The organism is Agrobacterium sp. MS2, from assembly GCF_003261015.1.
In the GTDB taxonomy this organism is placed as follows: Bacteria; Pseudomonadota; Alphaproteobacteria; order Rhizobiales; family Rhizobiaceae; genus Agrobacterium; species Agrobacterium pusense.
The window spans coordinates 1-21268 of record NZ_QLNF01000030.1; the positions used below are offsets into that span (position 1 = coordinate 1).

At 57.5% G+C, this 21268-nt stretch carries 18 protein-coding genes, 1 tRNA gene, 9 pseudogenes and 1 other annotated feature; of the genes and pseudogenes, 15 read left to right on the forward strand and 13 right to left on the reverse strand.

The features are described from left to right. The 3 genes from tnpC (DOU54_RS12840) to tnpA all read right to left on the reverse strand — a co-directional run. Window positions 1–938: IS66 family transposase (gene tnpC / locus DOU54_RS12840; RefSeq protein ID WP_113731358.1), on the reverse strand; the 938-nt coding region annotated here is incomplete at its 3' end. Between the two features lie 59 nt (window positions 939–997). Next, window positions 998–1348, reverse strand: a complete 351-nt coding sequence (gene tnpB, locus DOU54_RS12845; RefSeq protein WP_062594513.1) for an IS66 family insertion sequence element accessory protein TnpB — start codon at window positions 1346–1348, stop codon at window positions 998–1000. After that, complete coding sequence (tnpA, locus tag DOU54_RS28545) at window positions 1345–1749, reverse strand: IS66-like element accessory protein TnpA (RefSeq protein WP_113731343.1); 405 nt, start codon at window positions 1747–1749, stop codon at window positions 1345–1347. Before tnpA ends, tnpB (DOU54_RS12845) begins: the two co-directional genes overlap by 4 nt. Before the next feature lie 131 nt (window positions 1750–1880). Between tnpA and DOU54_RS12860 the strand changes: the two are divergent. The 7 genes and pseudogenes from DOU54_RS12860 to DOU54_RS28450 form a co-directional block, all read left to right on the forward strand. Further along, window positions 1881–2668: pseudogene (locus tag DOU54_RS12860) on the forward strand (IS3 family transposase); the annotation flags it as partial. Further along, window positions 2162–2318 (forward strand) — a sequence feature (AL1L pseudoknot). (Overlaps the previous pseudogene by 157 nt.) A 645-nt stretch (window positions 2669–3313) precedes the next feature. Next, complete coding sequence (gene ltrA / locus DOU54_RS12870; RefSeq protein WP_169692025.1) at window positions 3314–4840, forward strand: group II intron reverse transcriptase/maturase; 1527 nt, start codon at window positions 3314–3316, stop codon at window positions 4838–4840. Window positions 4841–4907: 67 nt separating this feature from the next. Further along, window positions 4908–5399: pseudogene (locus DOU54_RS12875) on the forward strand (IS3 family transposase); the annotation flags it as partial. Window positions 5400–5779: 380 nt separating this feature from the next. Continuing rightward, a complete protein-coding gene (locus tag DOU54_RS12880) occupies window positions 5780–7207 on the forward strand; it encodes a mannose-1-phosphate guanylyltransferase/mannose-6-phosphate isomerase (RefSeq protein ID WP_113731345.1) in 1428 nt (475 codons plus the stop codon). An 89-nt stretch (window positions 7208–7296) separates the two neighbouring features. Beyond that, entirely contained in the window at window positions 7297–7863 is a 567-nt protein-coding gene (locus DOU54_RS12885; protein ID WP_286079898.1) for a sugar transferase, read from the forward strand. A 120-nt stretch (window positions 7864–7983) separates the two neighbouring features. Beyond that, complete coding sequence (locus DOU54_RS12890) at window positions 7984–9837, forward strand: polysaccharide biosynthesis protein (RefSeq protein ID WP_225246641.1); 1854 nt, start codon at window positions 7984–7986, stop codon at window positions 9835–9837. Between the two features lie 66 nt (window positions 9838–9903). Next, window positions 9904–9996, forward strand: a pseudogene (locus DOU54_RS28450) (hypothetical protein); the annotation flags it as partial. Between the two features lie 72 nt (window positions 9997–10068). Here DOU54_RS28450 and DOU54_RS12900 read toward each other — a convergent pair. Continuing rightward, window positions 10069–11166, reverse strand: a pseudogene (locus tag DOU54_RS12900) (IS256 family transposase); the annotation flags it as partial. A gap of 148 nt (window positions 11167–11314) precedes the next feature. On the opposite strand from DOU54_RS12900, the gene DOU54_RS12905 reads away from it, so the two are divergent. Further along, window positions 11315–11403, forward strand: a tRNA-Ser gene (locus tag DOU54_RS12905). A 44-nt stretch (window positions 11404–11447) separates the two neighbouring features. Here DOU54_RS12905 and DOU54_RS28550 read toward each other — a convergent pair. From DOU54_RS28550 to DOU54_RS12920, 3 genes and pseudogenes are all read right to left on the reverse strand, one after another. After that, window positions 11448–11628, reverse strand: a pseudogene (locus tag DOU54_RS28550) (hypothetical protein); the annotation flags it as partial. Between the two features lie 172 nt (window positions 11629–11800). Next, window positions 11801–12187, reverse strand: coding sequence for a HipA N-terminal domain-containing protein (locus DOU54_RS12915; protein WP_113731349.1), 387 nt, complete (start codon window positions 12185–12187; stop codon window positions 11801–11803). Window positions 12188–12199: 12 nt separating this feature from the next. After that, a complete protein-coding gene (locus tag DOU54_RS12920; protein ID WP_113731350.1) occupies window positions 12200–12466 on the reverse strand; it encodes a helix-turn-helix transcriptional regulator in 267 nt (88 codons plus the stop codon). A 345-nt stretch (window positions 12467–12811) separates the two neighbouring features. Between DOU54_RS12920 and DOU54_RS12925 the strand changes: the two genes are divergently transcribed. Then, complete coding sequence (locus tag DOU54_RS12925; protein WP_113731351.1) at window positions 12812–13645, forward strand: IS5 family transposase; 834 nt, start codon at window positions 12812–12814, stop codon at window positions 13643–13645. Between the two features lie 23 nt (window positions 13646–13668). Here DOU54_RS12925 and DOU54_RS12930 read toward each other — a convergent pair. After that, window positions 13669–14000, reverse strand: a pseudogene (locus tag DOU54_RS12930) (transposase); the annotation flags it as partial. Window positions 14001–14079: 79 nt separating this feature from the next. Then, window positions 14080–14172 (reverse strand): annotated as a pseudogene (locus DOU54_RS28040) (IS5/IS1182 family transposase); the annotation flags it as partial. A gap of 65 nt (window positions 14173–14237) precedes the next feature. Between DOU54_RS28040 and DOU54_RS28045 the strand changes: the two are divergent. Then, window positions 14238–14423, forward strand: coding sequence for a glycosyltransferase (locus DOU54_RS28045; protein WP_225246636.1), 186 nt, complete (start codon window positions 14238–14240; stop codon window positions 14421–14423). Between the two features lie 216 nt (window positions 14424–14639). Continuing rightward, the gene (locus DOU54_RS12945; RefSeq protein ID WP_113731352.1) at window positions 14640–15101 is read left to right on the forward strand and encodes an NUDIX domain-containing protein; all 462 of its coding nucleotides are present in this window, start codon (window positions 14640–14642) and stop codon (window positions 15099–15101) included. A 43-nt stretch (window positions 15102–15144) separates the two neighbouring features. Here DOU54_RS12945 and DOU54_RS12950 read toward each other — a convergent pair. After that, a pseudogene (locus tag DOU54_RS12950) lies at window positions 15145–15465 on the reverse strand (IS21 family transposase); the annotation flags it as partial. Window positions 15466–15681: 216 nt separating this feature from the next. On the opposite strand from DOU54_RS12950, the gene DOU54_RS12955 reads away from it, so the two are divergent. From DOU54_RS12955 to tnpC (DOU54_RS12970), 4 genes are all read left to right on the forward strand, one after another. Next, complete coding sequence (locus DOU54_RS12955; protein WP_225246635.1) at window positions 15682–16740, forward strand: hypothetical protein; 1059 nt, start codon at window positions 15682–15684, stop codon at window positions 16738–16740. Between the two features lie 580 nt (window positions 16741–17320). Next, entirely contained in the window at window positions 17321–17671 is a 351-nt protein-coding gene (locus DOU54_RS12960) for a transposase (protein WP_113731360.1), read from the forward strand. Beyond that, the gene (gene tnpB / locus DOU54_RS12965) at window positions 17668–18012 is read left to right on the forward strand and encodes an IS66 family insertion sequence element accessory protein TnpB (protein ID WP_113731353.1); all 345 of its coding nucleotides are present in this window, start codon (window positions 17668–17670) and stop codon (window positions 18010–18012) included. The genes DOU54_RS12960 and tnpB (DOU54_RS12965) overlap by 4 nt, the downstream gene beginning before the upstream one ends. 73 nt (window positions 18013–18085) lie before the next feature. Next, a complete protein-coding gene (gene tnpC / locus DOU54_RS12970) occupies window positions 18086–19678 on the forward strand; it encodes an IS66 family transposase (RefSeq protein WP_113731354.1) in 1593 nt (530 codons plus the stop codon). A 23-nt stretch (window positions 19679–19701) separates the two neighbouring features. Here the strand turns inward: tnpC (DOU54_RS12970) and DOU54_RS28050 are convergent. From DOU54_RS28050 to DOU54_RS12990, 3 genes and pseudogenes are all read right to left on the reverse strand, one after another. Next, window positions 19702–20064 (reverse strand): annotated as a pseudogene (locus DOU54_RS28050) (type IV secretory system conjugative DNA transfer family protein); the annotation flags it as partial. Window positions 20065–20182: 118 nt separating this feature from the next. Then, window positions 20183–20488, reverse strand: a complete 306-nt coding sequence (locus DOU54_RS12985; RefSeq protein ID WP_113731356.1) for a mobilization protein — start codon at window positions 20486–20488, stop codon at window positions 20183–20185. A 217-nt stretch (window positions 20489–20705) separates the two neighbouring features. After that, window positions 20706–21119, reverse strand: a complete 414-nt coding sequence (locus DOU54_RS12990) for a hypothetical protein (protein ID WP_146617357.1) — start codon at window positions 21117–21119, stop codon at window positions 20706–20708. Window positions 21120–21268: the final 149 nt, after the last annotated feature.

The window sequence follows — 21268 nt, forward strand, 5'->3', positions numbered from 1 at the left end:
CATCCGGCAAGATGCGTGTTGGGATGGGTCTTCTCCCGGTCCGGAGAAAAGTGGAAGAGCGCCGCCGGCGGCGCGCCGCCCGCAAAGGGACGATCATCGCGGACGTAGGTCCATAACCTTGCCTGCCTTGTTGCACCCCTGGCCAGAAGCGGCACGGTGGTGTCGTCACCATGCAGCCGAACGGCTGCCAGAACATGGGCACGGATCAGGTCATGGATCGGCTGCAGCGCCATCGCGCAGGCCCCGACCTGATCGGCCAGCGTAGAGAGGCTGAGATCGACGCCTTCCCTGGCATAGCGCTCGGCCTGGCGGTTCAATGGCTGATGCTGACCGAACTTCTCGAACAGGATCGTGGCGAGCAAGTTGGGACCTGCCCATCCACGCGGAGTCGGATGGAAGGGAGCCGGTGGCTGGCTGATCTTCTCGCAGTCCCGGCAGGTGAACTTCTCCCGCACCGTCTGGATCACCTTCCACTGTCGCGGGATCGCCTCCAGCGTCTCGGTGACGTCTTCGCCCATCTTCACGATCCGGGCCGAGCCGCAGCAGGCGCATTGCGTGGGAGCTTCGATGACCAGGCGCTCGCGCAGCAGATGTTCGGGAAACGGCTTGCGGGCCGGCCGGCGGCGTTCGAAGGCGGAGACATTTGTGATCTTTGCTGCCACGCGTTCAGCCGCGATCTCGTCTTCGGTGGCGTCGGCTTCGAGTTCTTCGAGCTGCAGTTCCATCTGGTCGATCAGCCGGGCGCGCCGTTCCGAGCTCTGGCCATACTGCTCACGGCGCAGCTTTGCGATCTCGAGCTTGAGGTGCCGGATCATCGCCTCCGAAGTCGTCACGACGGCGCGCACCTGCGCGAGATCGGCCTCGGCGGAGGCGGCACGCGCTTCCGATGCCGCAAGCGCGGCGCGCAATCTGGCTATCTCCGAAGCAGCATCATCCATGGCCGAAAGCTACCATGGAACCACAGAAAGCCCAACAAAAACAGTGGAACGGTTGGCGACTATCCTGCCGTTGCAGGTCGCTGCGTCCAGCGTGGATTGCGCCAGTCGATCCCTTCCAGAAGATAGCCGAGTTGCGCCGCCGACACTGGCACGGCGGAGCTATTCTGGCTGACCGGCCAGATGAACTTTCCGGCCTCAAGCCGCTTCAGGTAAAGCGACATGCCGATCCCGTCGTGCCACAAAACCTTGATCAGATCACCCTTGCGACCCCGGAAGCAGAAGACCTCACCACCATGAGGATCGCGGCCAAGACCCTGTTGCACCTTCAGCGCCAGGCTGTTCATGCCGCAACGCATGTCCGTCACGCCGCCCGCGATCCACACCTTCACCCCGGCCGGAAAGGCGATCATGACGCATCCAGGACCGGCAAAAGGCCGGCAAGGATGTTCGGATCAAGCGAGGCCGGGATCGTCAGGCGACGACCGTTCGGCAGGCCGATCTCGATCGTCTTGTCGCCGTCCGACCGGAGCGGACCGGCCATCTCGGAAGATGCCGGCGGCGGCAAAATCGAAAGCGGCACGAAGCTTGTTGATGCGGTAACGCTCAGAAGCCCGCTCCGGTATTCCCGACGCCAACGGGTCAACAACGACCGAGACAATCCATATCGCCGCGCCGTCACTGAACCCTGCCGAAAGCCTTGCAAGCTCTCTTCGACGATCCGAACCTTCTCTTCGTCCGACCAATCCCGTCGACGGCCAAGATCGTCCGCGGAAAAGACCTCAATAGGGGAAATGATTGTAGCGCATGACATAAGGCATGGACTTAAAGCCAATCACCAAATCAGGGCAGACGGCCTTCGGCGGAGGCATACTATGATTATCAGACAGACTGAACCGCACCGGGTTTGCCGGAGGCTCCAACTTCTGAGAGAGTGGAGCCACTATGAGCAAGACAACGAACAAGTTTTCACCTGAAGTCCGTGAGCGTGCCATCCGCATGGTCTTGGATCATGAAGCAGAACATCCGTCACGGTGGGCTGCCGTTTCATCAATCGCGGCCAAGATCGGCTGCTCGCCAGCGACGCTGCATGAATGGGTCAAGAAGACCGAGGTTAACAGCGGCAAGCGAGCAGGTCTGCCGAGCGATGTCGCCGAGAAGATGAAGGCTCTTGAGCGGGAGAACCGCGAGCTTCGTCAGGCCAACGAGATTCTGCGCAAGGCGTCTGCTTATTTCGCGATGGCCCCTATCGGCGAATGCAAGCATTCGCCTGTCGGGTAAGAGGAAGCTCGACTGCCCCTTCAAACGATGATCTCGTTCATTGACGAACACCGTAGCGTGTTCGGGGTCGAGCCGATCTGCAGGCTTTTGCCCATTGCCCCATCAACCTACTACGAGAACGTCGCCAAGCGCTTGGATGTGGATCGCCTGTCGGTTCGCGCCCGCAGCGATATCGCCCTGAAGATCGAGATACGCCGGGTGTTCAATGAGAACTTCCAGGTCTACGGCGTGCGTAAATCTGGCGGCAGTTGCAACGAGAAGGCTACGACATCGCCCGCTGTACGGTCGCTCGGCTTATGAGGTCGATGAGCCTGCAGGGGATTATTCGAGGAAAGCCGGTCCGCACGACATTCTCGGACAAGGCAGCCCCGAGCCCGCTTGACCGAGTAAACCGCCAGTTCAAAGCCCCAGCACCAAATAGGCTGTGGGTTTCGGACTTCACCTATGGTGCGCCTCGCCCCAATCGGGGAGGCATATGACTGGAATGCAAAGAGAAAGGAGGATGTGAAGATTTGCCTGTCCCTTGCTGCGAGGGGACATGAGCCCAAGCGGCGGTGACCTGCTGTCAACTGGCAGGGTGACGTAGCCCGCAGGTAAAGGGGATTGAGGCGAAGCCGTTACGCCAAGATGGTTCCCGAGGCTGAAGTATTGGAAGGTTGAGGAACACGAACCGGTTAACTCGCATCTGAGGGCTGGAAGGTCGCCTTCGCCTACACGGCTTAACAGGCGGAATGCTGATGATGTCGCCGGACAGGTATGTCGGCGTGCATCCGAACGCGAGCGCAGATGTAAGGATGCTCGCGGTGGGTCATGGGGAGAATGCAGCCAGACCATGGCATCGGCATCGACTTGCGGAAAGCAAGGAAAAAGACTGCGACCGGCAGCCTCACCAATACGCTGACGTCCAGCATATGAACGAGGGAAGGCATGATGGAATGACAACAAAGTATTGCGTCGCAAGGGAGTTGACCCTGATGTCCATCGTGTTGGCGGAGTTCTCGTAGTAGTCCGCGGCAGGGAAAGCCTGCCACATGGCGAAGGGGAACAGTTCAAACTGCTTGAAGTGCAAACTATCTGACCAAGCGAGGTGAAGACCTTTGATAATCAGCGAAATGCAGCACAAGCTCGCAACATGGGCCGAAAACGATCCAAACCGGAGGTTTGATCGGCTTCTTCGGCTGATTGCCAATCGGGAATGGCTTGCCGAGGCCGCCCGGATTGTTCTTGCGTCAAATGGCGCACGAACGCCGGGCATCGACGGAATGGATAAGCAAAGACTGCAGGTCAGACTGGATCAGCATCTGGACGATCTGCGGGCAAGCCTGCTGGAGGAGAGTTATCGCCCTCAGCCGGTCAAGCGCATCTATATCCCGAAATCGAACGGCAAGCTACGACCACTGGGTATTCCGACCCTGACGGATCGCATTGTCCAACGCGCCATGCTGATGGCCATGGAGCCAATCTGGGAGAGCGATTTCCATCGTCTATCCTATGGCTTCCGGCCGGAACGCAGCGTGCATCACGCCGTCCGCACCGTGAGGATACAGCTACAGGATGGAGGTGGAACGAAGGGCCGCTGGATCATCGAAGGTGATCTCGCCAGCTACTTTGACACGGTCCATCACAGGCTGCTTCTGAAATGTGTGCGGCGACGGGTGCAGGACGGACGGTTCGTCGATCTTCTCTATCGATTCCTGAAGGCAGGCCACATCGACCGTGGCTTGTTCACAGCCTCAAGCGAGGGCGTTCCGCAAGGTGGCGTTCTGTCACCGCTCCTGTCCAACATCATGCTCCACGAGTTTGATATGTGGCTGGAGGCGAAATACCTGAACAAGAAGGCCCGCAAGGACCGATGGGCATGGAACTTCGGCATCAAGCAAGGCCGCCCCATCACGGTTCGTGAGAACCGGCAATGGAAACCGGCTGTTGCCTATTGCCGATACGCTGACGACTTCGTCGTGATCGTAAAAGGAACCAAGGTTCAGGCAGAGGAAATCCGCGAGGAATGCCGGGCGTTTCTAGAAGGTGAGTTGAAGTTGACGCTGAACATGGAGAAGACCCATGTCACCCACGTCAACGACGGCTTCGTCTTTCTGGGGCACCGGATCATCCGCAAGCGAGGGGCGCATGGACGGATGTCCATCGTAACGACAATACCCAAGGAAAAGGCCAAGGGGTTTGTTCACAGACTTACCGAAACCCTTTCCGGCAATCATAGTGTCAGTACGGTCGACATGATCGCTGGCCTGAACCGCCAATTGGTGGGATGGGCGGCGTTCTACAAGTTCGCCGACTTCACGGCGTACGTCTTCCGGCGCATCGACCATGTCGTGTTCTGGAAAATGGCGCATTGGCTGGGGCACAAATACCGATCCCGCATCAAACCCTTGATGCGGAAATGGTTCAGGGCCCCCGAACCGGGCAAGGCGAAAACCTGGCTCGTGTTTGGTCGGAATGAACGTGGTGATCCCGTCGGGAAAGCGCTGCAACGGCTTGTCTCAAGCCCCAAGGCGCAATTCCGGTGGCGTAATCCGGAGGAGAACCCATACATCGTCCGGATCGAAAACCGCAGCACCGTCACGTCGAACTATCATGATGTTGCAATGGCCATGGGCCAAGCTTGAATGGAGAGCCGTATGCGCTGAAAGGTGCAAGTACGGTTCGGGGAGGAGAAGCGCATCTGCGCTTCTTACTCCACTCGCTACCTGGCGGGGCTTCGTCTACGTGGCCTTTGTGATCGACGTTTTTGCCCGGCGCATCGTTGGCTGGCGGGCGAGCCGGACGGCACATGCGAGCTTTGTCCTCGATGCCCTTGAGCAGGCACTTCATGATCGGCGGCCCGTTCATGGCGGCGGGCTCGTGCACCATTCGGACAGGGGCGTTCAATACGTTTCCATCCGGTACTCCGAGCGGCTGGCAGAAGCTGGCATAGAGCCTTCTGTCGGAAGTGTCGGCGACAGTTATGACAATGCCCTCGCCGAAACGATCAACGGTCTCTACAAAGCCGAGGTCATTCATCGGCGCGGACCATGGAGGAACTTCGAAGCGGTCGAATTCGCCACTCTGGAATGGGTCGACTGGTTCAACCACCGACGATTTCTGGAGCCCATCGGAAACATACCGCCTGCCGAAGCCGAAGAACGTTACTACGCCATGCTGGACGAAACAGCCATGGCCGCATAACTCAAACCAAATGGCCTCCGGCAAACCCGGTGCGGTTCAGTGCTTTTATTTCTGGCTGTCGAAGGTGGCAGCAGGTGGCTCATCATAAAAAGATCAGATGCTTGCCTTAAAGGGGGAAAATACCCGGATGAAAATCATTTTGGCCGAGTCTGTTTGGGAAATGATCCTTGAACAAGCTGATATAAATCAGGATAACCAATGGTGACAGAAGCTGAACGCCTTACTATCGATTGATGAGATTGATACTTGAAGATTATTGCGAGAGCGATGGCTAGCCGATATCGCTGCAAGCCTGTGACGAGGCGCTGAGCTCGTCTGTCCACCACTGACATCCAACCCACGTTCAATTCAATTGATCATTAATGCCAAGGCAGAAAAACATGAGCATCAAGATCGTGCCGGTCATCATGGCCGGCGGCAAGGGAACAAGGCTTTGGCCTCTGTCGCGCGCAGCCGCTGCGAAGCAGTTCATCCGGTTCCTCGGCGACGAGACCTTGCTGCAAAAGACGCTCGCCCGCGTCTCCGACGAGGCGATCTATGAAGCTCCCGTCATCGTCACCAATGAAGACTTCCGCTTCCTCGTCGCCGAACAGGCCCGCGAGATCGGCGTCGCGCTTGATGGCATTATCCTGGAACCGGAGGCGCGCAACACCGCAGCCGCCGTCGCCGCCGCAGCTCTGATCGTCGGTGAGCGCCATGGCAGCGAGACACTGATCCAGATCCTGCCCTCCGACCATGAAATCACCGTCGACGACGCGTACCGCGCCTGTGTTGCCAAGGCCGCCCACGCGGCGCGCGACGGCAAGATCGTCACCTTCGGCATTACACCGACCGAGCCCGCAACCGGCTACGGCTATATCGAGATCGGTGACGACCTCGGTAGCGGCGTGAACAAGGTCACGCGCTTCGTCGAAAAGCCCAAGGCCGAGGTCGCCGAGAAGATGCTGGCGAGCGACAATTATGCCTGGAACTCCGGCATGTTCGTCTTCTCTGCCGGCCAGATGATCGCCGAGCTCGAGGCGCTGGCGCCCGAGGTCCTTGCGGCCGTCCGCACCTCGATCGAAAAGGCCAAGGGCGATCTCGACTTCACCCGCCTCGACGGGACAAGCTTCGGCGAGAGCCCGAGCATCTCGATCGACTACGCGGTCATGGAGAAGACGCCGAACGCAGCCGTCGTGCCCTCCCCCATCACCTGGTCGGATCTCGGCAGCTGGGATGCGATCTGGAAGCTCGCGGGCGGCGACGAAAACGGCAATGTGGTGAACGGCAATGCCACCGTCGCCGACACCACCAATTCGCTCATCATGTCGCGCAACGCACATTTGGCCGTCCAGGGCATGGAGGGCGTCGCCGTCGTCGCTTCGGAGGACGCCGTCTATGTCGGTCGCCTCGACAGGGCCCAGGATGTCGGCAATCTCGTCAAGATGCTCGCCGCCGACAAGAAGACGGAGCATCTTACCGAAAACCACCCGACGGCGCTTCGACCCTGGGGCGGCTATACGTCGATCCTCAATGGCGACCGCTTCCAGGTTAAGCGGCTCTTCGTCCATCCGGAAAAGAAGCTGTCGCTGCAGAAGCATCATCACCGCGCCGAACATTGGGTCTGCGTCAAGGGAACGGCGGAAGTGACGATCGACGACAAGGTGACCGTCCTGCATGAGAACCAGTCTATCTACATCCCGCAGGGCTCGGTCCACCGCCTCGCCAATCCCGGCAAGATCCGCCTCGAAGTGATCGAGGTCCAGACCGGCTCCTATCTCGGCGAGGACGACATCATCCGTCTGGTCGACGAATTCGGCCGGAGTTGATTGAGAAGGAAACCGTCGCCATACGATGACAGGGCATTGAAGGTTTTGGTCGTGACAAACATTAGTGAAGTCTGCAAGACGACGGCGCCATCTTCGTGAAGCGGCTCTTCGACGTTCTCCTATCCGCTCTGGCGCTCAGCGTTTTTCTCCTGCCGATGGCGCTGATTGCTTTGGCTATTCGCATAACCTCGTCCGGCCCGGCTCTGTACTGGTCCAAGCGAGTGGGGCGCGGCAACAAACTGTTTCTGATGCCAAAATTTCGGACAATGCGTGTCGATACGCCCGCGGTTGCCACGCATCTGCTCGATGATCCTGCGCGCCACTTGACACCGATCGGTCCCTTTTTGCGAAAGACGAGCCTCGACGAACTGCCTCAGCTTTGGTGCATCATAAAGGGGGACATGAGTTTGGTTGGTCCTCGGCCGGCCTTATTCAACCAACATGATCTAATCGAGGCGCGTACTGCAGCGGGCGTACATATGCTCACTCCAGGCCTGACAGGCTGGGCCCAGGTGAATGGTCGGGACGATCTGGAAATTCCTCTCAAAGTTGCCTATGACGTTGAATATCTGCAGCGCCGAAGCCTCATTTTCGACCTACAGATATTGCTGATCACGGTGTCCAAAGTCGCCAGAGCTAAAGGCGTGTCTCACTAACATACCGCATTAACGCGTGGGCGATAGCCAATGACAGCATCCGATCTCGTGCAACACCCCGTGATAAATAGCTTGCGAGAGCACATCATCCGAACGCCGCGCCGTTGGAAGCGCGCGCTGATGATCATGATAGATTCCATGTCGCTCCTGCTCGCCATTTGGGGCTCTTACGCTGTACGGCTGTCAGATTGGTCACCGACAATCACTTCGGAAAGACTGACGCTTGCTATTCTGGCAGTCGTAGTTGCAATTCCGGTTTTCATTCGTCTCGGGCTTTACCGGTCCGTCATTCGCTATCTTCCCGAAGCAGCTATCTGGACAATTATCCAGGCGATGATGATCGCGACCATGTGCTGGGTCATCATCATTTTCCTGATAGAGATGGCAGGTCAGGGTGTCGTACCTCGTTCGGTACCTTTCCTGTATTTTGTGTTGGGATCTCTGCTGATTGGCGCCACGCGTTTCGTTGCAAAATGGATATTGAACGCTGGGACAGGTATGCGTCGCGATGAAGAACCCATCTTCATTTACGGTGCAAGCGCAACGGCTTCACAGCTTGCTCGCGCGTTGCGAGGCCATGGAAACCGCTTCGTCATGGGGTTGATCGACGATGAGCCGGCCAACCATGGTCGCGACGTTGATGGGTACCGTGTTTTCGCGCCTCAGGATCTACCACGCCTCGTGGAACGGTATGGCATTCGGGAAATCGTATTCTCTATGTCGTCCATTCCAACGGAAGCAAGGCAAGCAGTGATCGCTCGGGTTACCGGCCTCGGTGTCAAAGTTCGTAGCATTCCCGACATGTCTGACATCGTTGATGGTCGATATCTGGTCAACCAGATCCGTGAAATTGAAATCGACGAGTTACTAGGTCGGTCTTCGGTGCCACCTGATAAAGATCTGCTTGCCCATGCTTTGACAGACAAGATTGTCATGGTGACGGGGGCTGGAGGGTCTATAGGCTCGGAGCTATGTCGGCTGATTGCAATTTGGAAACCGGCTAAACTCGTGCTGTTCGAAGCGAGTGAGTATGCCCTGTACCGGATTGAGCAAGAACTCAGTCGTGCCGGTTCCTCGCCTATTGTTCCGGTACTCGGGTCAGTGACGGACGAAACGCTTGTCCGTCGGACGTTGAGAAAACATGCCGTGCAAGTCGTCTACCATGCCGCAGCGCACAAACACGTGCCATTGGTCGAAGCAAATGTGCTCGAGGGCATTCGCAATAACGTCTTTGGTACATGGGCATTGGCGCAAGCCGCCGCAGATGAAAATGTCTCCAGCTTCGTACTGATTTCTTCAGATAAGGCAGTGCGTCCTACAAACGTTATGGGAGCAACCAAGCGCTGGGCTGAGTTGATTGTTCGGCAGCTCGCTCTAGACGATCGTCTGGTCACGAATGATCAAGCTTTTTGCGCAGTGCGCTTTGGAAACGTAGTGGGATCTAATGGCTCGGTAGTTCCCTTATTCAAAGAGCAAATTGCCAAGGGCGGACCTGTTACCGTGACCGACCCCGATATGACACGCTACTTCATGTCAATATCGGAGGCCGCAGAGCTTATTGTTCAAGCTGGAGCCCTGTCCAAAGGGGGCGACGTGTTCCTCCTGGATATGGGCGAGCCTGTCCGGATCGGAGACCTTGCGGAAAACATGATCCGACTGGCCGGCTTTAAAGTTAAAGCCCCAGGTCAAGCTGATAACGGAATTGCCATAGAGGTCATTGGTAAGCGGCCTGGTGAAAAGCAGTTTGAAGAGCTTTTTTATGATCGTGATCATGCCAAGCCAACTGCGCATCCCAAGATCATGAGAGCCGATGCTTCGACGATAGCCCATAAGGATCTGCCGAGTGCGATCGCGGCGCTTAAACTGTCCCTCTTTGATGAAAACGAATTGAGCGCGAGGGACACATTGTTTTCGCTGATTGCCGAATGTGATCCAGCCGGCCCTGAAGTGCCATCAGCTTCACCCTCAGAGTAAATAGAGATGTGCGCAATACTGGTGACAGGTGCCTCGGGTTTCATCGGATCCTTTCTCATGGAAGAGATGAAGCATCAGAACCTGCCCGTTGTTGGGGTCTCGCGATTCCCAAAGCCTGGCCTTCTCACAATTCCTGTCCAGGGAAAGGCCGTGAACTGGGATCCCTTATTAAAAGACGTGGATACGGTGGTCCATCTGGCTGCGCGCGTCCATGTCATGAAAGACCGCGATTTGTTCGAGCAGGAGCGCACCGACGAGCCGGACGATTGCATCGTCGTTTGGAAAGATGCCCACGACATCGGTTCGCTTCTTGATCTCGCCGTTGAGGCGCTCGATCGGGTTTGTGGAATGTAGCTTGGCCCAGTGCTGTTTGGGAAAGGTCATGTAAGCCAGCACGTCCTGCTCGGCGCTGTCCATGAGACTGGCGAGTTTCGGAACCTTCGGCCTGATCTGGTCGGCGACGCTGCGCCACTGGGTGCTTGCGGCCTCTGGCGTGTCCTGCGCGAAGGCGGTGGCGATAAAGGCGGAGACGACGCGTCGTCCGCTCTTTCCGGCATGGGCGAGCGCATTGCGCATGAAGTGGACCCGGCACCTCTGCCAAGTCGCGCAAAGGACTTTCGAGACGGCGGCTTTGATGCCCTCGTGCGCATCGGAGACAACGAGCTTGACGCCGCCCAGGCCGCGCCGCGTCAGTTTGCGCAGGAACTCCGTCCAGATCGGCTCGGCCTCTGACGTCCCGATCTCCATGCCCAGCACCTCGCGCCGGCCGTCGGTGTTGACGCCGACAGCGATGATGACAGCAACGGAGACGATGCGGCCACCGCGCCGGACCTTCAGATAGGTGGCGTCGATCCACAGGTAGGGCCAGTCACCCTCGATCGGGCGGGAAAGGAATGCCTTCACCTTGTCGTCGATATCTTCACACAGGCGGGAGACCTGGCTCTTGGAGATGCCGCTCATGCCCATGGCTTTAACCAGATCGTCGACCGAGCGGGTCGAAACGCCCTGAATGTAGGCTTCCTGAATGACCGCTGTCAGGGCCTTCTCCGCCATGCGGCGCGGTTCGAGGAAGCCTGGAAAATAGCTGCCAGTGCGGAGCTTCGGGATGCGCAGCTCGACCGTCCCGGCCCGCGTCTCCCAATCCCTGTCCCGGTAGCCATTGCGCTGGGCAAGCCGGAACGCATTCTTCTCACCATAGGCCGCGCCCGTCTTCGCGCCGACCTCCAACTCCATCAGCTTCTCGGCCGCAAAGCCGATCATCTCGCGCAGCAAATCGGCGTCCGCACTCTTCTCAACAAGCGAGCGCAGGTTCATCATCTCGTCGGTCATCGGTGGTCTTCCCTCAGGTTGGTCTTGAACAACCCGACCCTACCGGAAAAGCACTGGTGACCGCCTACCAGATACACCACCACCTGGGACACGATCTAAGTTGCCGCTATGAGACAGCCCGCGCCTAGGAGCGCTGACCAATGTTACCGGAGAGGTGGCTGAGTGGTCGAAAGCACCGCACTCGAAATGCGGCATACTGCAAGGGTATCGTGGGTTCGAATCCCACCCTCTCCGCCATTTCAGGTCTGTGTCCATCCTGAAACATAGGTAACATCGTGTACCTAAGACATGGGTGACAACCTCGTCCCGAGCGGCTTGTCGATGGTTTGCAAAGTCCTCTGCTCTAAGGTCGACATGTCCCAGATCATACTGCATGAAGCTGACGAGCCAAATGCCGTAGTCGACTTCCTTGAAGCCGAGCTTTTAGCCAGCCATAACGACCGGTGTGTTGATCTTCTTTCTTTCAGACGCATCGACGAGTTTCACATCGAAATCTGCCGCTCGACCCGTCGACATCGCTTCTTAATGAGGAAGACGAGGTTGGAGGCGAGTTCCCGGTTCGAAACTGGGGAGGATTGCACCTGCTCGAGCGCTTCGTCCGCCTCGGTCGCGACGAGAGCGGCGAGCTCGCCGATCAGGAAGGTCGCTCCGGCAGTTCGTCGATGATGCGCTCAAGTGCTGTCTCGTCATCGACGATGCGGAAATTATTTTCCTCCCGTCGCGGCTCACCGATCGAGAACGCGCCTGCCGTATCGCGACCAACGCGCATCAGGAGACCAAGTACGTCCTGGGGCGAGACCTTCAGCTGCTGGCCGATTTCAGAGAGGTGGGTTTCGGGCAGCAGGTTCGCTAGCCAGGGCTTGACCCGTTCGGGGCCATGGCTACCGGCGCGCATTGGCATCGTGAGCGACAGGGGGAAGGCGGAGGTCCGCTTCTCCCACTCTGCGTCATACGAGAGAGAGATGCCATCCTGGTCCGACAAGTGTGCCACAGGCCAGTTCTCGTAGTAGATCGTCGTCAAGGTCGTATCCGATCAGGAAAAGCGAGGCAGGTAGCCGAGATCGTCATCGGCTGCGGGGGCGGGGGATGGGTTGGTCGAGTTCAGGTCGCCGAGATTGATCCCGACCGTTCTGGCCGCGATAAGAGATTTTTCTAGCTGGCAGCTGGGCTTGCCGTTCTCGAGATCGACGATAAAACGTTCCCCTGTGCCGCAGCGCTCCGCAAGCTGGACTTGCGTCCATCCCAGCTTCTTCCGGTATTCTCGGACAAGCGCGCCAAATTCTGCCGCTGAACGCATCATGATAGGCTCTCCCTATATGGAGGCTTGCCGTACAGGAAGATTTGGCGAAAATTTATGAAAACTTACCGAAAAGGAAGCGAGAAAAAAATCACCTCGAACGGAAAGCTCTCTCGACTGGTAGTCCAAGATGGGCGGCCAGACCCAATTTTCATCCGTAGCGCGTATTCTGCTTATCGATGGGCGCCACAAGCGCTGTAACCCATAGAGCCGCCCCCTGGCTGGCCATCGATACATCATCGATTAACCGTGACTGTTTCCACGCTCTTAGAGGCTGCCTCAAAAAGAGGTGGGTGATTTCAACAGGTTATGATTCCTTCGGATTTGCGAGATTCGATGGAGCACACAATGGCCTGGACCAAAATCACCCGCCGGCAATATGCCCGGCGAACGGCACGCTACGCAAGCGATATGACGGATCGGGAATGGGGGTTGGTTCAGCCTTTCCTGCCAATGCCGCGCCGCTTGGGCCGTCCACGGACCACGGATTTGCGAGAGGTGGTGAATGCCCTGCTTTACATCGCCACAACGGGTTGCCAATGGCGGATGCTGCCGAAGGATTTTCCACCCTGTTCGACCGTCCAGCGCTATTTCTATGAATGGAGGGCGTTGGGACTTTGGACACGCATCAACCATCGTCTCGTGATGGACACGCGCGAGTTGGAGGGCAAGGAGGCAAGCCCGACGGCCGGTGTGATCGATAGCCAAAGCGTCAAAACCACAGAAAGCGGCGGCATCCGCGGCTATGATGCGGGCAAAAAGACCAAAGGCCGCAAGCGCCATATCATCGTCGATACGCTCGGCCTGATGGTGGGTCTCATGGTGCACAGCGCGGACATCCAGGATCGCGACGGTGCTCCCAATCTCCTGAAATCCATCCGCCACAGGTGGCCGTGGTTGCTGCATGTCTTCGCGGATGGTGGCTATGCGGGCGACAAGTTGAAGCGGCGACTGAAGAAGATCGGGCGCTGGACGGTCGAGATCATAAAGCGCTCAGACAAGGCGAAAGGCTTCGAGGTTCTGCCGCGACGATGGGTGGTCGAGCGGACCTTCGCCTGGTTGGGAAGATGCCGGAGATTGGCAAAAGACGTCGAAAAATCCATCGCGTCAGCAGAGGCATGGATCATGATCGCCCACATTCGGCTCATCACCCGACGGCTAGCAAGGTATGGATATCGTTGAACGCTTTTCGAATCCGACTCTTAGCGCGCAGTGTCTACCTTCCAGTCGAACCGGACCTTATCGACAAGCGAACGCTTGCGGGCAGGCTTCAGAGCTTTTTTGACAGCACATCCTGAAGCATGGCCTTGTCCAGCGACAGGTCGGCGACGATCCGCTTCAGCTTGGCATTCTCCTCCTCGAGCTGACGTAACCGCTTCATCTCGGAGGGCATCAGGCCTGCATACTTCTTGCGCCAATTGTAGAACGTTGCATCGGAAATGCCCGCCTTTCGGCAGACCTCGCCGACCGGTGTGCCGTCCTCCGCCTGCTTCAGAACGAACGCAATCTGCGCCTCGCTAAACTTCGATGCCTTCATCGGAACTCTCCTCTCTCCACGCAGGGATGATAAATGGAAAATTCCAGTTCCGAATGGCTCAATTTACTGGGGGCACGTCATCAACGACCCTGCGGACTCCACCCTTGTTCGCCGGAACAAGCGGCTCAATCACCGCCCATTGTTCATCCGACAGCCGAAACAGATGCCCCATCCAAGCCTCCAAATCACTGATTTGGCGCTTTGAATCTCATTTGCTACGTCAAATCAACGCTATCAATGGGTTTGGACCCTAGGTCGGAAGCGTTCGGTTTGGCTCTTGTTGAGGCGGCTCGCGCTGGGAAACCAATGATCTCATGCGAGATCGGCACAGGAACCAGTTTCGTGAACAAACACGGCGAGACAGCTTATACAATTCCGCCCAATGATGTCGCTTCGCTGTCAGATGCTATGCTCTCATTGTAGAACAATGATGCAACAGCACAGCAGTTCGGCCAAGCTGCTCGAACGCGATATGACCAGCTGTTCACTGCCGAAAAAAATGCTGGCGTCCTATGTCGAGGTTTATCAGGATGCCGTCCTAAATCCTCAAACCAGTGAATGACTTAAGCCTTTGTGGTTGCGCTTAGAAAGTTCTACATAATGACAGTACGATTCGTGCGCAGAAGTGTGATTACGTAAGTGTTCCATTGGATTAGCCGCCTGTTTTCTAAGCTTCTTCATTTCCGGTCACGGATCTTCAGCGGGAAAGTTCTCTCGGTTAGAGCCGTCTGTTTTAACAATGAGGGGCAGATTTTTCTGGTCCGTCATACTTACACGCCAGGCTGGCACTTGCCGGGCGGCGGCGTAAACAACGGTGCCATTCCCGAACATGCCTTGAGACAAGAACTCTCTGAAGAAGGCGGGCTGGAATTGACCTCAGCGCCGAAGCTTCTCGCCGTTTTTCTCAATCAACGGGCATCTAGTCGCGAATATGTGCTGTTTTATAGATGCAATGTGAGGCAGCAACGAACAGTCTCCAGCCTTGAGATCAGCGAGGGAAAATTCTTCGATATCCATAGACTACCGACTGATATCGATCGTCCAACGCTGAAGCGGATCTCAGAGGAAATTAGCGGACATTTTTCCTCTTCAATCTGGTAATCGACGGGTAGTCAGTCAACCTGGAGAACGACTAGCCAGGTTGACGATCAGCGATTACGGCATAGTCTTCACTCCAATCGAATTGGAATGCTTCGCCTGGGCGGAAAGATAACGGAACGAATATGCCGCAGCCCGTCGTCTTGCTGCTCAGCCCGCCACTCACGGGCGAAAGCGGCGACCCGACCATAGGAGCCAGTAAAGCCGAGCGACACCAGGTCGGCATGTTCTGCGTTCGCCACTACTTTCGCGATCGCCCGGCCTCTGTCTTCAACCAGCCCGCAAGCTTGTCGGCAAACGGATCAAGCTTGCTTAGTCGTTCCGGTACCATGAACGTCGGCTCGATCGTACCAGGGTATGGGTAGCGTCAAACCACGATCTTCTATCTTTATGGGTGAAGGACTACCGTGAGAAAGCTGAACGGGTGACCGCTGAATCTAATTAGGTCGCTACCTCATAAAGTCATGACATTGGGATTTCCGAACTTTGCTTGTTACGCATGCAGAATTTGGGGCGTTGATTCCGGTTTTTGGTGCGTTCTTTCCGTGCCTGGGCTAGCTTTGATTCGGATAAGGACTGATTCATGGACGAGCATAAACCCGTAACACGCCAGCAGCAGAAGAGCGCCAACCGTAAGGCCATTCTGATGGACGCGAAAAAACCCATGACCGAAGAGGAGTTGGCGCGCCTGGAGCGGAAGAAGCGTTCGCTTCAGAACCGGCGCGGCCGCAAGCAACCGTCCGTTATGCCCGCCAAGCTGGCTCGCACGTCTGCGTTTGCACCCCGGCGCAAAGGCCTGATCACGGACAGCAACTTCGTGCGCGTGTACGAGGTTCCCGGCTATTCCGTCGTTGAAGTGCGGGGGAGGGAGCTAGGCTCCCAGCACCGCGACGCGATCTATGCACTGTTCCGACTGCCGCGCAGCAAGATCTCCATGCCCAATCCGGCCTATAGGCCTCGGACGTTCACCCACCCTACGATCAGCTACTACGAGACTCGCACGACCTGGCGTGAGCTGCTGCGCGTCATGGGCAAGAGCGAGCACGTCAACAACTTGCTCAGCATGCTCAACACCTTCCAGGAAATCCAGCAGGTGAGTTTGACCATTCACCAGGGCAGCTCGATCGAGGAGCTGGAGAAGATCCGCAAGAGCCGCGCCAATGGCTTTTTGCCAGACACGGCAGGGTCAGCATCCCCGATCATCAAAGAACTCACGTGGGACGGCGCTCAGCTCGATAGCGGGATAACCGTTCAGTACGGGACGTCAGTTCTGGAAATGATCGAGAAAGCATACTTGGTTAGCATCAATGCCGAGGTGCAGTTCAAGCTGAAATCCGACCACGCCAAGACCTTCTGGCCATTTATCGACAGCCAGCCTAACCACACCTACATCGACGAGACGCGGCTGGCGCACCTCGCGGGCCGCGACCTTTGGGCTGACGACATGACCAGTGCACATCGCGCACAATTCCGCAAGGAATGCCGCGAAGCCTTCAATGATATGAGGATGGCCGGCGGATTGCGTGAGTGGCGCGAGGAAGTGACTGGCTCAGGCCGTAACAAGTCGCGGCGGTATCACTACGTTCATGCGGCGCCGCGTCAGCTTGAAATGGATCTGCTGAAGCAGAAACCTGTGGCGTAAGAGCCTGGTTATCAAGTGGAATAGACGCCCCAAAAACGTATTAGTTCTACGGCTGGATATTGGAATCCAACCTCCAAATATCTGATTCTTGGACCTTTTAGCAGGAAACGGCGCCCCAAAACGAGAATAGAGTTATCCTCAGCAGACCAAAGCCATCAGTAAACGACGCCCCAAAAATGGTTAAACCTCGCCCCAAAAGCCGGAAGTGTCGCCCCAAAATTCCGTAAACAACGCCCCAAAAGTATCACGCATGGCTTTGATTTAAAACGCATTTTTTTGCTATAGACTTATATATAGATATAAAAAAGATATAAAGAGACAGCATACCGGCCTTTTAGCGCTACTTCCGACAGCCCCCTCGATCAGGCGCCAGCCGAAAAACGGCTTGTTTTGTCGTCGGAAACAACGCCCCAGAAATCTGACAAATCCAACAAAAATGGCTAAGGGAAACGGGAAAAAGGTAAGCGGCAAGGAGACCCCATCTGGCGTCGCTGATGCTGGGCAGGGTATTCCGGACATACGAGTTCTCTGAATGTGAGGATCTATGTCTAGGCCTGCGGCTAGCCTTGGGTTGATGCGAATGATTGAGGCGGTGCCCGATCGCCTTGACGGGGCGCCGCTTACGTTGCGGCGGTGCTGGTCCGACGAATTCAAGGCCACAGCGGTTGAGCAGGCCTGTCAGCCCGGTGTGAACATGTCGGCAATCGCGCGGCAGATTGGGATCCTGCCATCTCAACTCTACCGCTGGCGCAGAGAACTGTTGGCCAGTGAGGAGACTGGACAAGCAGCGCCGGCAGTTGAACCGCAGAGCGCGGCACCTGGCCCCGACTCCGTCGTCGAAATCGTCATTGGCGGTATCGTCGTGCGGGCCGGCCGACATGTCGAAGAAGCGCATCTGCAGCGCGTGATCCGGGCGGTTCGCTCAGCATGATCCCCGCAGGTGTAAAGGTCTTCCTCGCCAGCCATCCCATCGACTTCCGCAAGGGACCGGACAGTTTGCTATCGCTGGTGCGGGATGCCGGCAGTGATCCGTTCAACGGCTCGCTTTATGTCTTCCGGGCAAAGCGGGCGGACCGGGTCAAGATCGTCTGGTGGGATGGATCAGGGGTGTGCCTCTACTCGAAACGGCTGGAGAAGGCGCAGTTCTACTGGCCGCGGATTGGCCACAACCGGGTGCAGCTCAACCATGCCCAGCTCATGGCGCTCGTTGACGGCATGGACTGGAAACGGGTCCGCTCGGTGGCGGTAAAACCGCCGGAGATTGTTGGGTAAAGGCCTGCGGCGAAGTGAATCAACTGCCTGAAAGGGCAGGAAAACTGGAGCAAAATATGCTCTGGTAGGCCCTATGACGCCGCCCGATTTGCAGCTCCCGGATGATGTAGAGACCCTGAAGGCCATGGTCCTTGCCATGGCCGAGAAGGCTGCCCGCACCGACGCTCTCGAGAGCGAGGTCGCAGATCTGAAGGCGAAAAACGCCGATGCTGATGAACGCATCGAACGACTCACCCAGATCCTGAAAGCCTTCGATCGTGCCCGCTTTGGCCGGCGATCGGAGAAGCTCGCATCTCCGACCATCGATGATGAGCAACAGGCTTTTGTCTTCGAGGAAATCGAGACCGGGATTGCTGCAATCCGAGCCCAGGTGAACAAGAGCGTCACCCATCCCGATGGCAAACGTCCGCCGCGACCGCGCAAGGGCTTTGCACCTCATCTGGAACGGGTCGAAGTCGTGATCGAGCCAGACGAACTGCCCGAGCATGTCGGCAAGCAGAAGGTGCTGATCGGAGAAGACGTCTCGGAGCGGCTGGACGTCGTGCCGGCGAAGTTCCGCGTCATCGTCACCCGGCGGCCGAAGTATGCCTTCAAAAACGAAGACGGCGTCGTTCAGGCAGCCGCACCCGCGCACATCATCGAGGGCGGCATTCCAACCGAAGCGCTTCTCGCCCAGATCGCGGTCTCGAAGTATGCCGATGGCCTTCCGCTCTATCGGCAGGAGGCAATCTATGCCCGCGACAAGGTCGAGCTTGACCGGAAGCTGATGGCCCAATGGATGGGCAAGCTCGGCTTTGAGCTCGATATTCTGGCCGACTACATCCTCGCCGAGATCAAGAAGGCGGAGCGCATCTTCGCTGACGAGACGACGTTGCCCACGCTCGCGCCCGGATCCGGATCGGCCAAGACGGCTTGGCTTTGGGCTTATGCCCGAGATGACAGACCCTTCGGTGGCAGTGGTCCGCCGATGGTCGCCTATCGCTTCGAAGGTAGCCGCGCGGGCGATCGGGTCGCCCGGCATCTGAGTGGCTATCGCGGTATCCTTCAAGTTGACGGGCATGGTGCCTACAACAAGCTTGCCCGATCCGACGGCGGCAATGATGGCGTGATACTGGCCGGCTGCTGGTCCCATAGCAGGCGCAAGTTCTACGAGCTCCACGCCTCGGATAGTTCCAGGATCGCCACCGAGACGGTGGAGCTGATGGCAAAGCTCTGGGAGGTGGAAGCAGCGGCCCGGGGACAGAGCCCTGACGGCCGTGTCGCGGCGCGCCAGGCGACATCTGCTGCTGTAGTCAACGAGCTCTTCGCCCTCTGGCAGAAGACCCTGCCGCGGATCTCCGGCAAGTCGAAGCTCGCCGAGGCGATCCGCTATGCCACCTCGCGTCGCTCCATCTTCGAGCGCTTCCTCTCCGACGGCCGCATCGAGCTCGACTCCAACATCGTCGAGCGCGCCATCAGGCCCCAGACAATTACGCGAAAGAACAGTCTCTTCGCTGGCAGCGATGGCGGTGGAAGGACCTGGGCGACAAGCGCCACGCTCCTTCAGACGGCGAAGATGAACAACGTAGATCCGCAGGGATGGCTCAGCCTGACCCTCGAGCGCATAGCCAACGGCTGGCCCAGCAGCGATCTCGAGGCACTCATGCCGTGGAATTACGCCGGCTGAACGGCCTCAGCTTGCCGCTTACAGAGCTGGACGTAATAGCCTGTCATGAGACCCATGGCGGGCTCCACCGGGGCGAGGTGCCAAGTGCTGCAAACTCATCGAGCAGATAGAGAACGGGGTTGGCACGCTTTGCGGGGTCGCGCGCCATGTCGGTCAGACTTTGGCTGACGATGAGGCGCCATCAGCGCGAATAGGTCGACAAGCGATCGGGGGGGCGCAACCAGGAGGACCGACACATTGCGGCGCTTGAGATCGGCAAAGAGGAAGTCCGAGTGTGAGAGGACAGTGGTCATGCGCAGACTGTCGAGAAAATGGGTGTGACACTGTGCGGCGAATAATACGCCGGCGGCTTCCCGATCTGATTTGCCGAGGTGGCGATTGGCGGCACAGTGGTCTTGAAGCCAAGGAAGGGTGCCATGATCAGGGCAACGAGGGCCCGGATTGGATCGCGGGCAGCGCGCCTAACCATGTTCTTCGCCACCACCCAAGCGCGTGATTTCTGGCTCATGAGCTGGCCTCGGCGCTGCTGCTATTCTCGATCGCAGCAACGGTCTTGCTTTCGAGTAGCTCGTCGAAGAGCGCCTTGTCGTTGTCGCGGGTCAGAAAGCTTGGCAGTTCCCGGCGCAACCAGTCAGCGAGGTTTTTAGAGAATGCGTCGTGACCGGTCTCGAGGCGATGGAGAACGAGTGCACCGAGCAGAACCTTGCGCCTTGTATCGTTGGCACGCTCCTGCTTGCCGAGACGGGCTTTGAGCGCGGTGCGTTGTGCCTCGAGCTCAGCCAGGCGTTGTTCGATCGATTTACGCGGCATGTCATTCTCCTTCAGGCTTTTTTGACCTCAGCGGCAGCAGGCACGACGTTCGTATTCCGCGTTGCGCTGTTCCCTTGTCGCTTGCGATCATAGCCGGTCAGCTCAAAGGGCTTGTTGATGATCTCTCGAAGTGCTGCTGCTTAGCGCTTAAGCTCATCGTGTTCGTCGGACACTGAAGTCTCCCTGCTTGGAACTGAGCGAAGGCTACGTGACCTGCTCAAGCATCGTGCGACGAAGCAGAGAGCTTGTCTTTCTCAGCCAGGAAGTTCGGTTTGTCGGATGTCGCCACATGCGCAGCTTGGCCAGCTTTACCGGGGAACGCAATGGCAGTGACGTGCGGGTCGTTTTGCAAGACGGACGCGATCAAGCTGTCGATGATCTGCATCTCTCCTGACGGAAAATCGCGGCTCACCTGAAGATCGCCATCTGCAGTTTGCAGCGTCGCGCCTGGCAATCCCGGCAGATATTCGAACAGCCGCGTCAGGGCGTCAGTCGTCGCAGCAGAAACGGCAGCCTTGTTCTCCAAGCCTATGCCGACCATGAGGAGTTCCCAAGGCCTGCGAGCTTTAATTTGCTCACGCAATCGATTGATGGCAGTCGTTGTCGCTGGCTTGTTTGGTATCTTCGGCATAGATCCTTACTCCGGCGCAACCTTTGCTACTCAGAGCCTACCTATGTAACCGCGCAACGCAACCTCTTATCTGCACTTTCCACGGCCAGAGGCTTGGGAACAGGATGGCGTTCTGGGCGACACATTCGGACGAAGAAGCGGAGCGGATT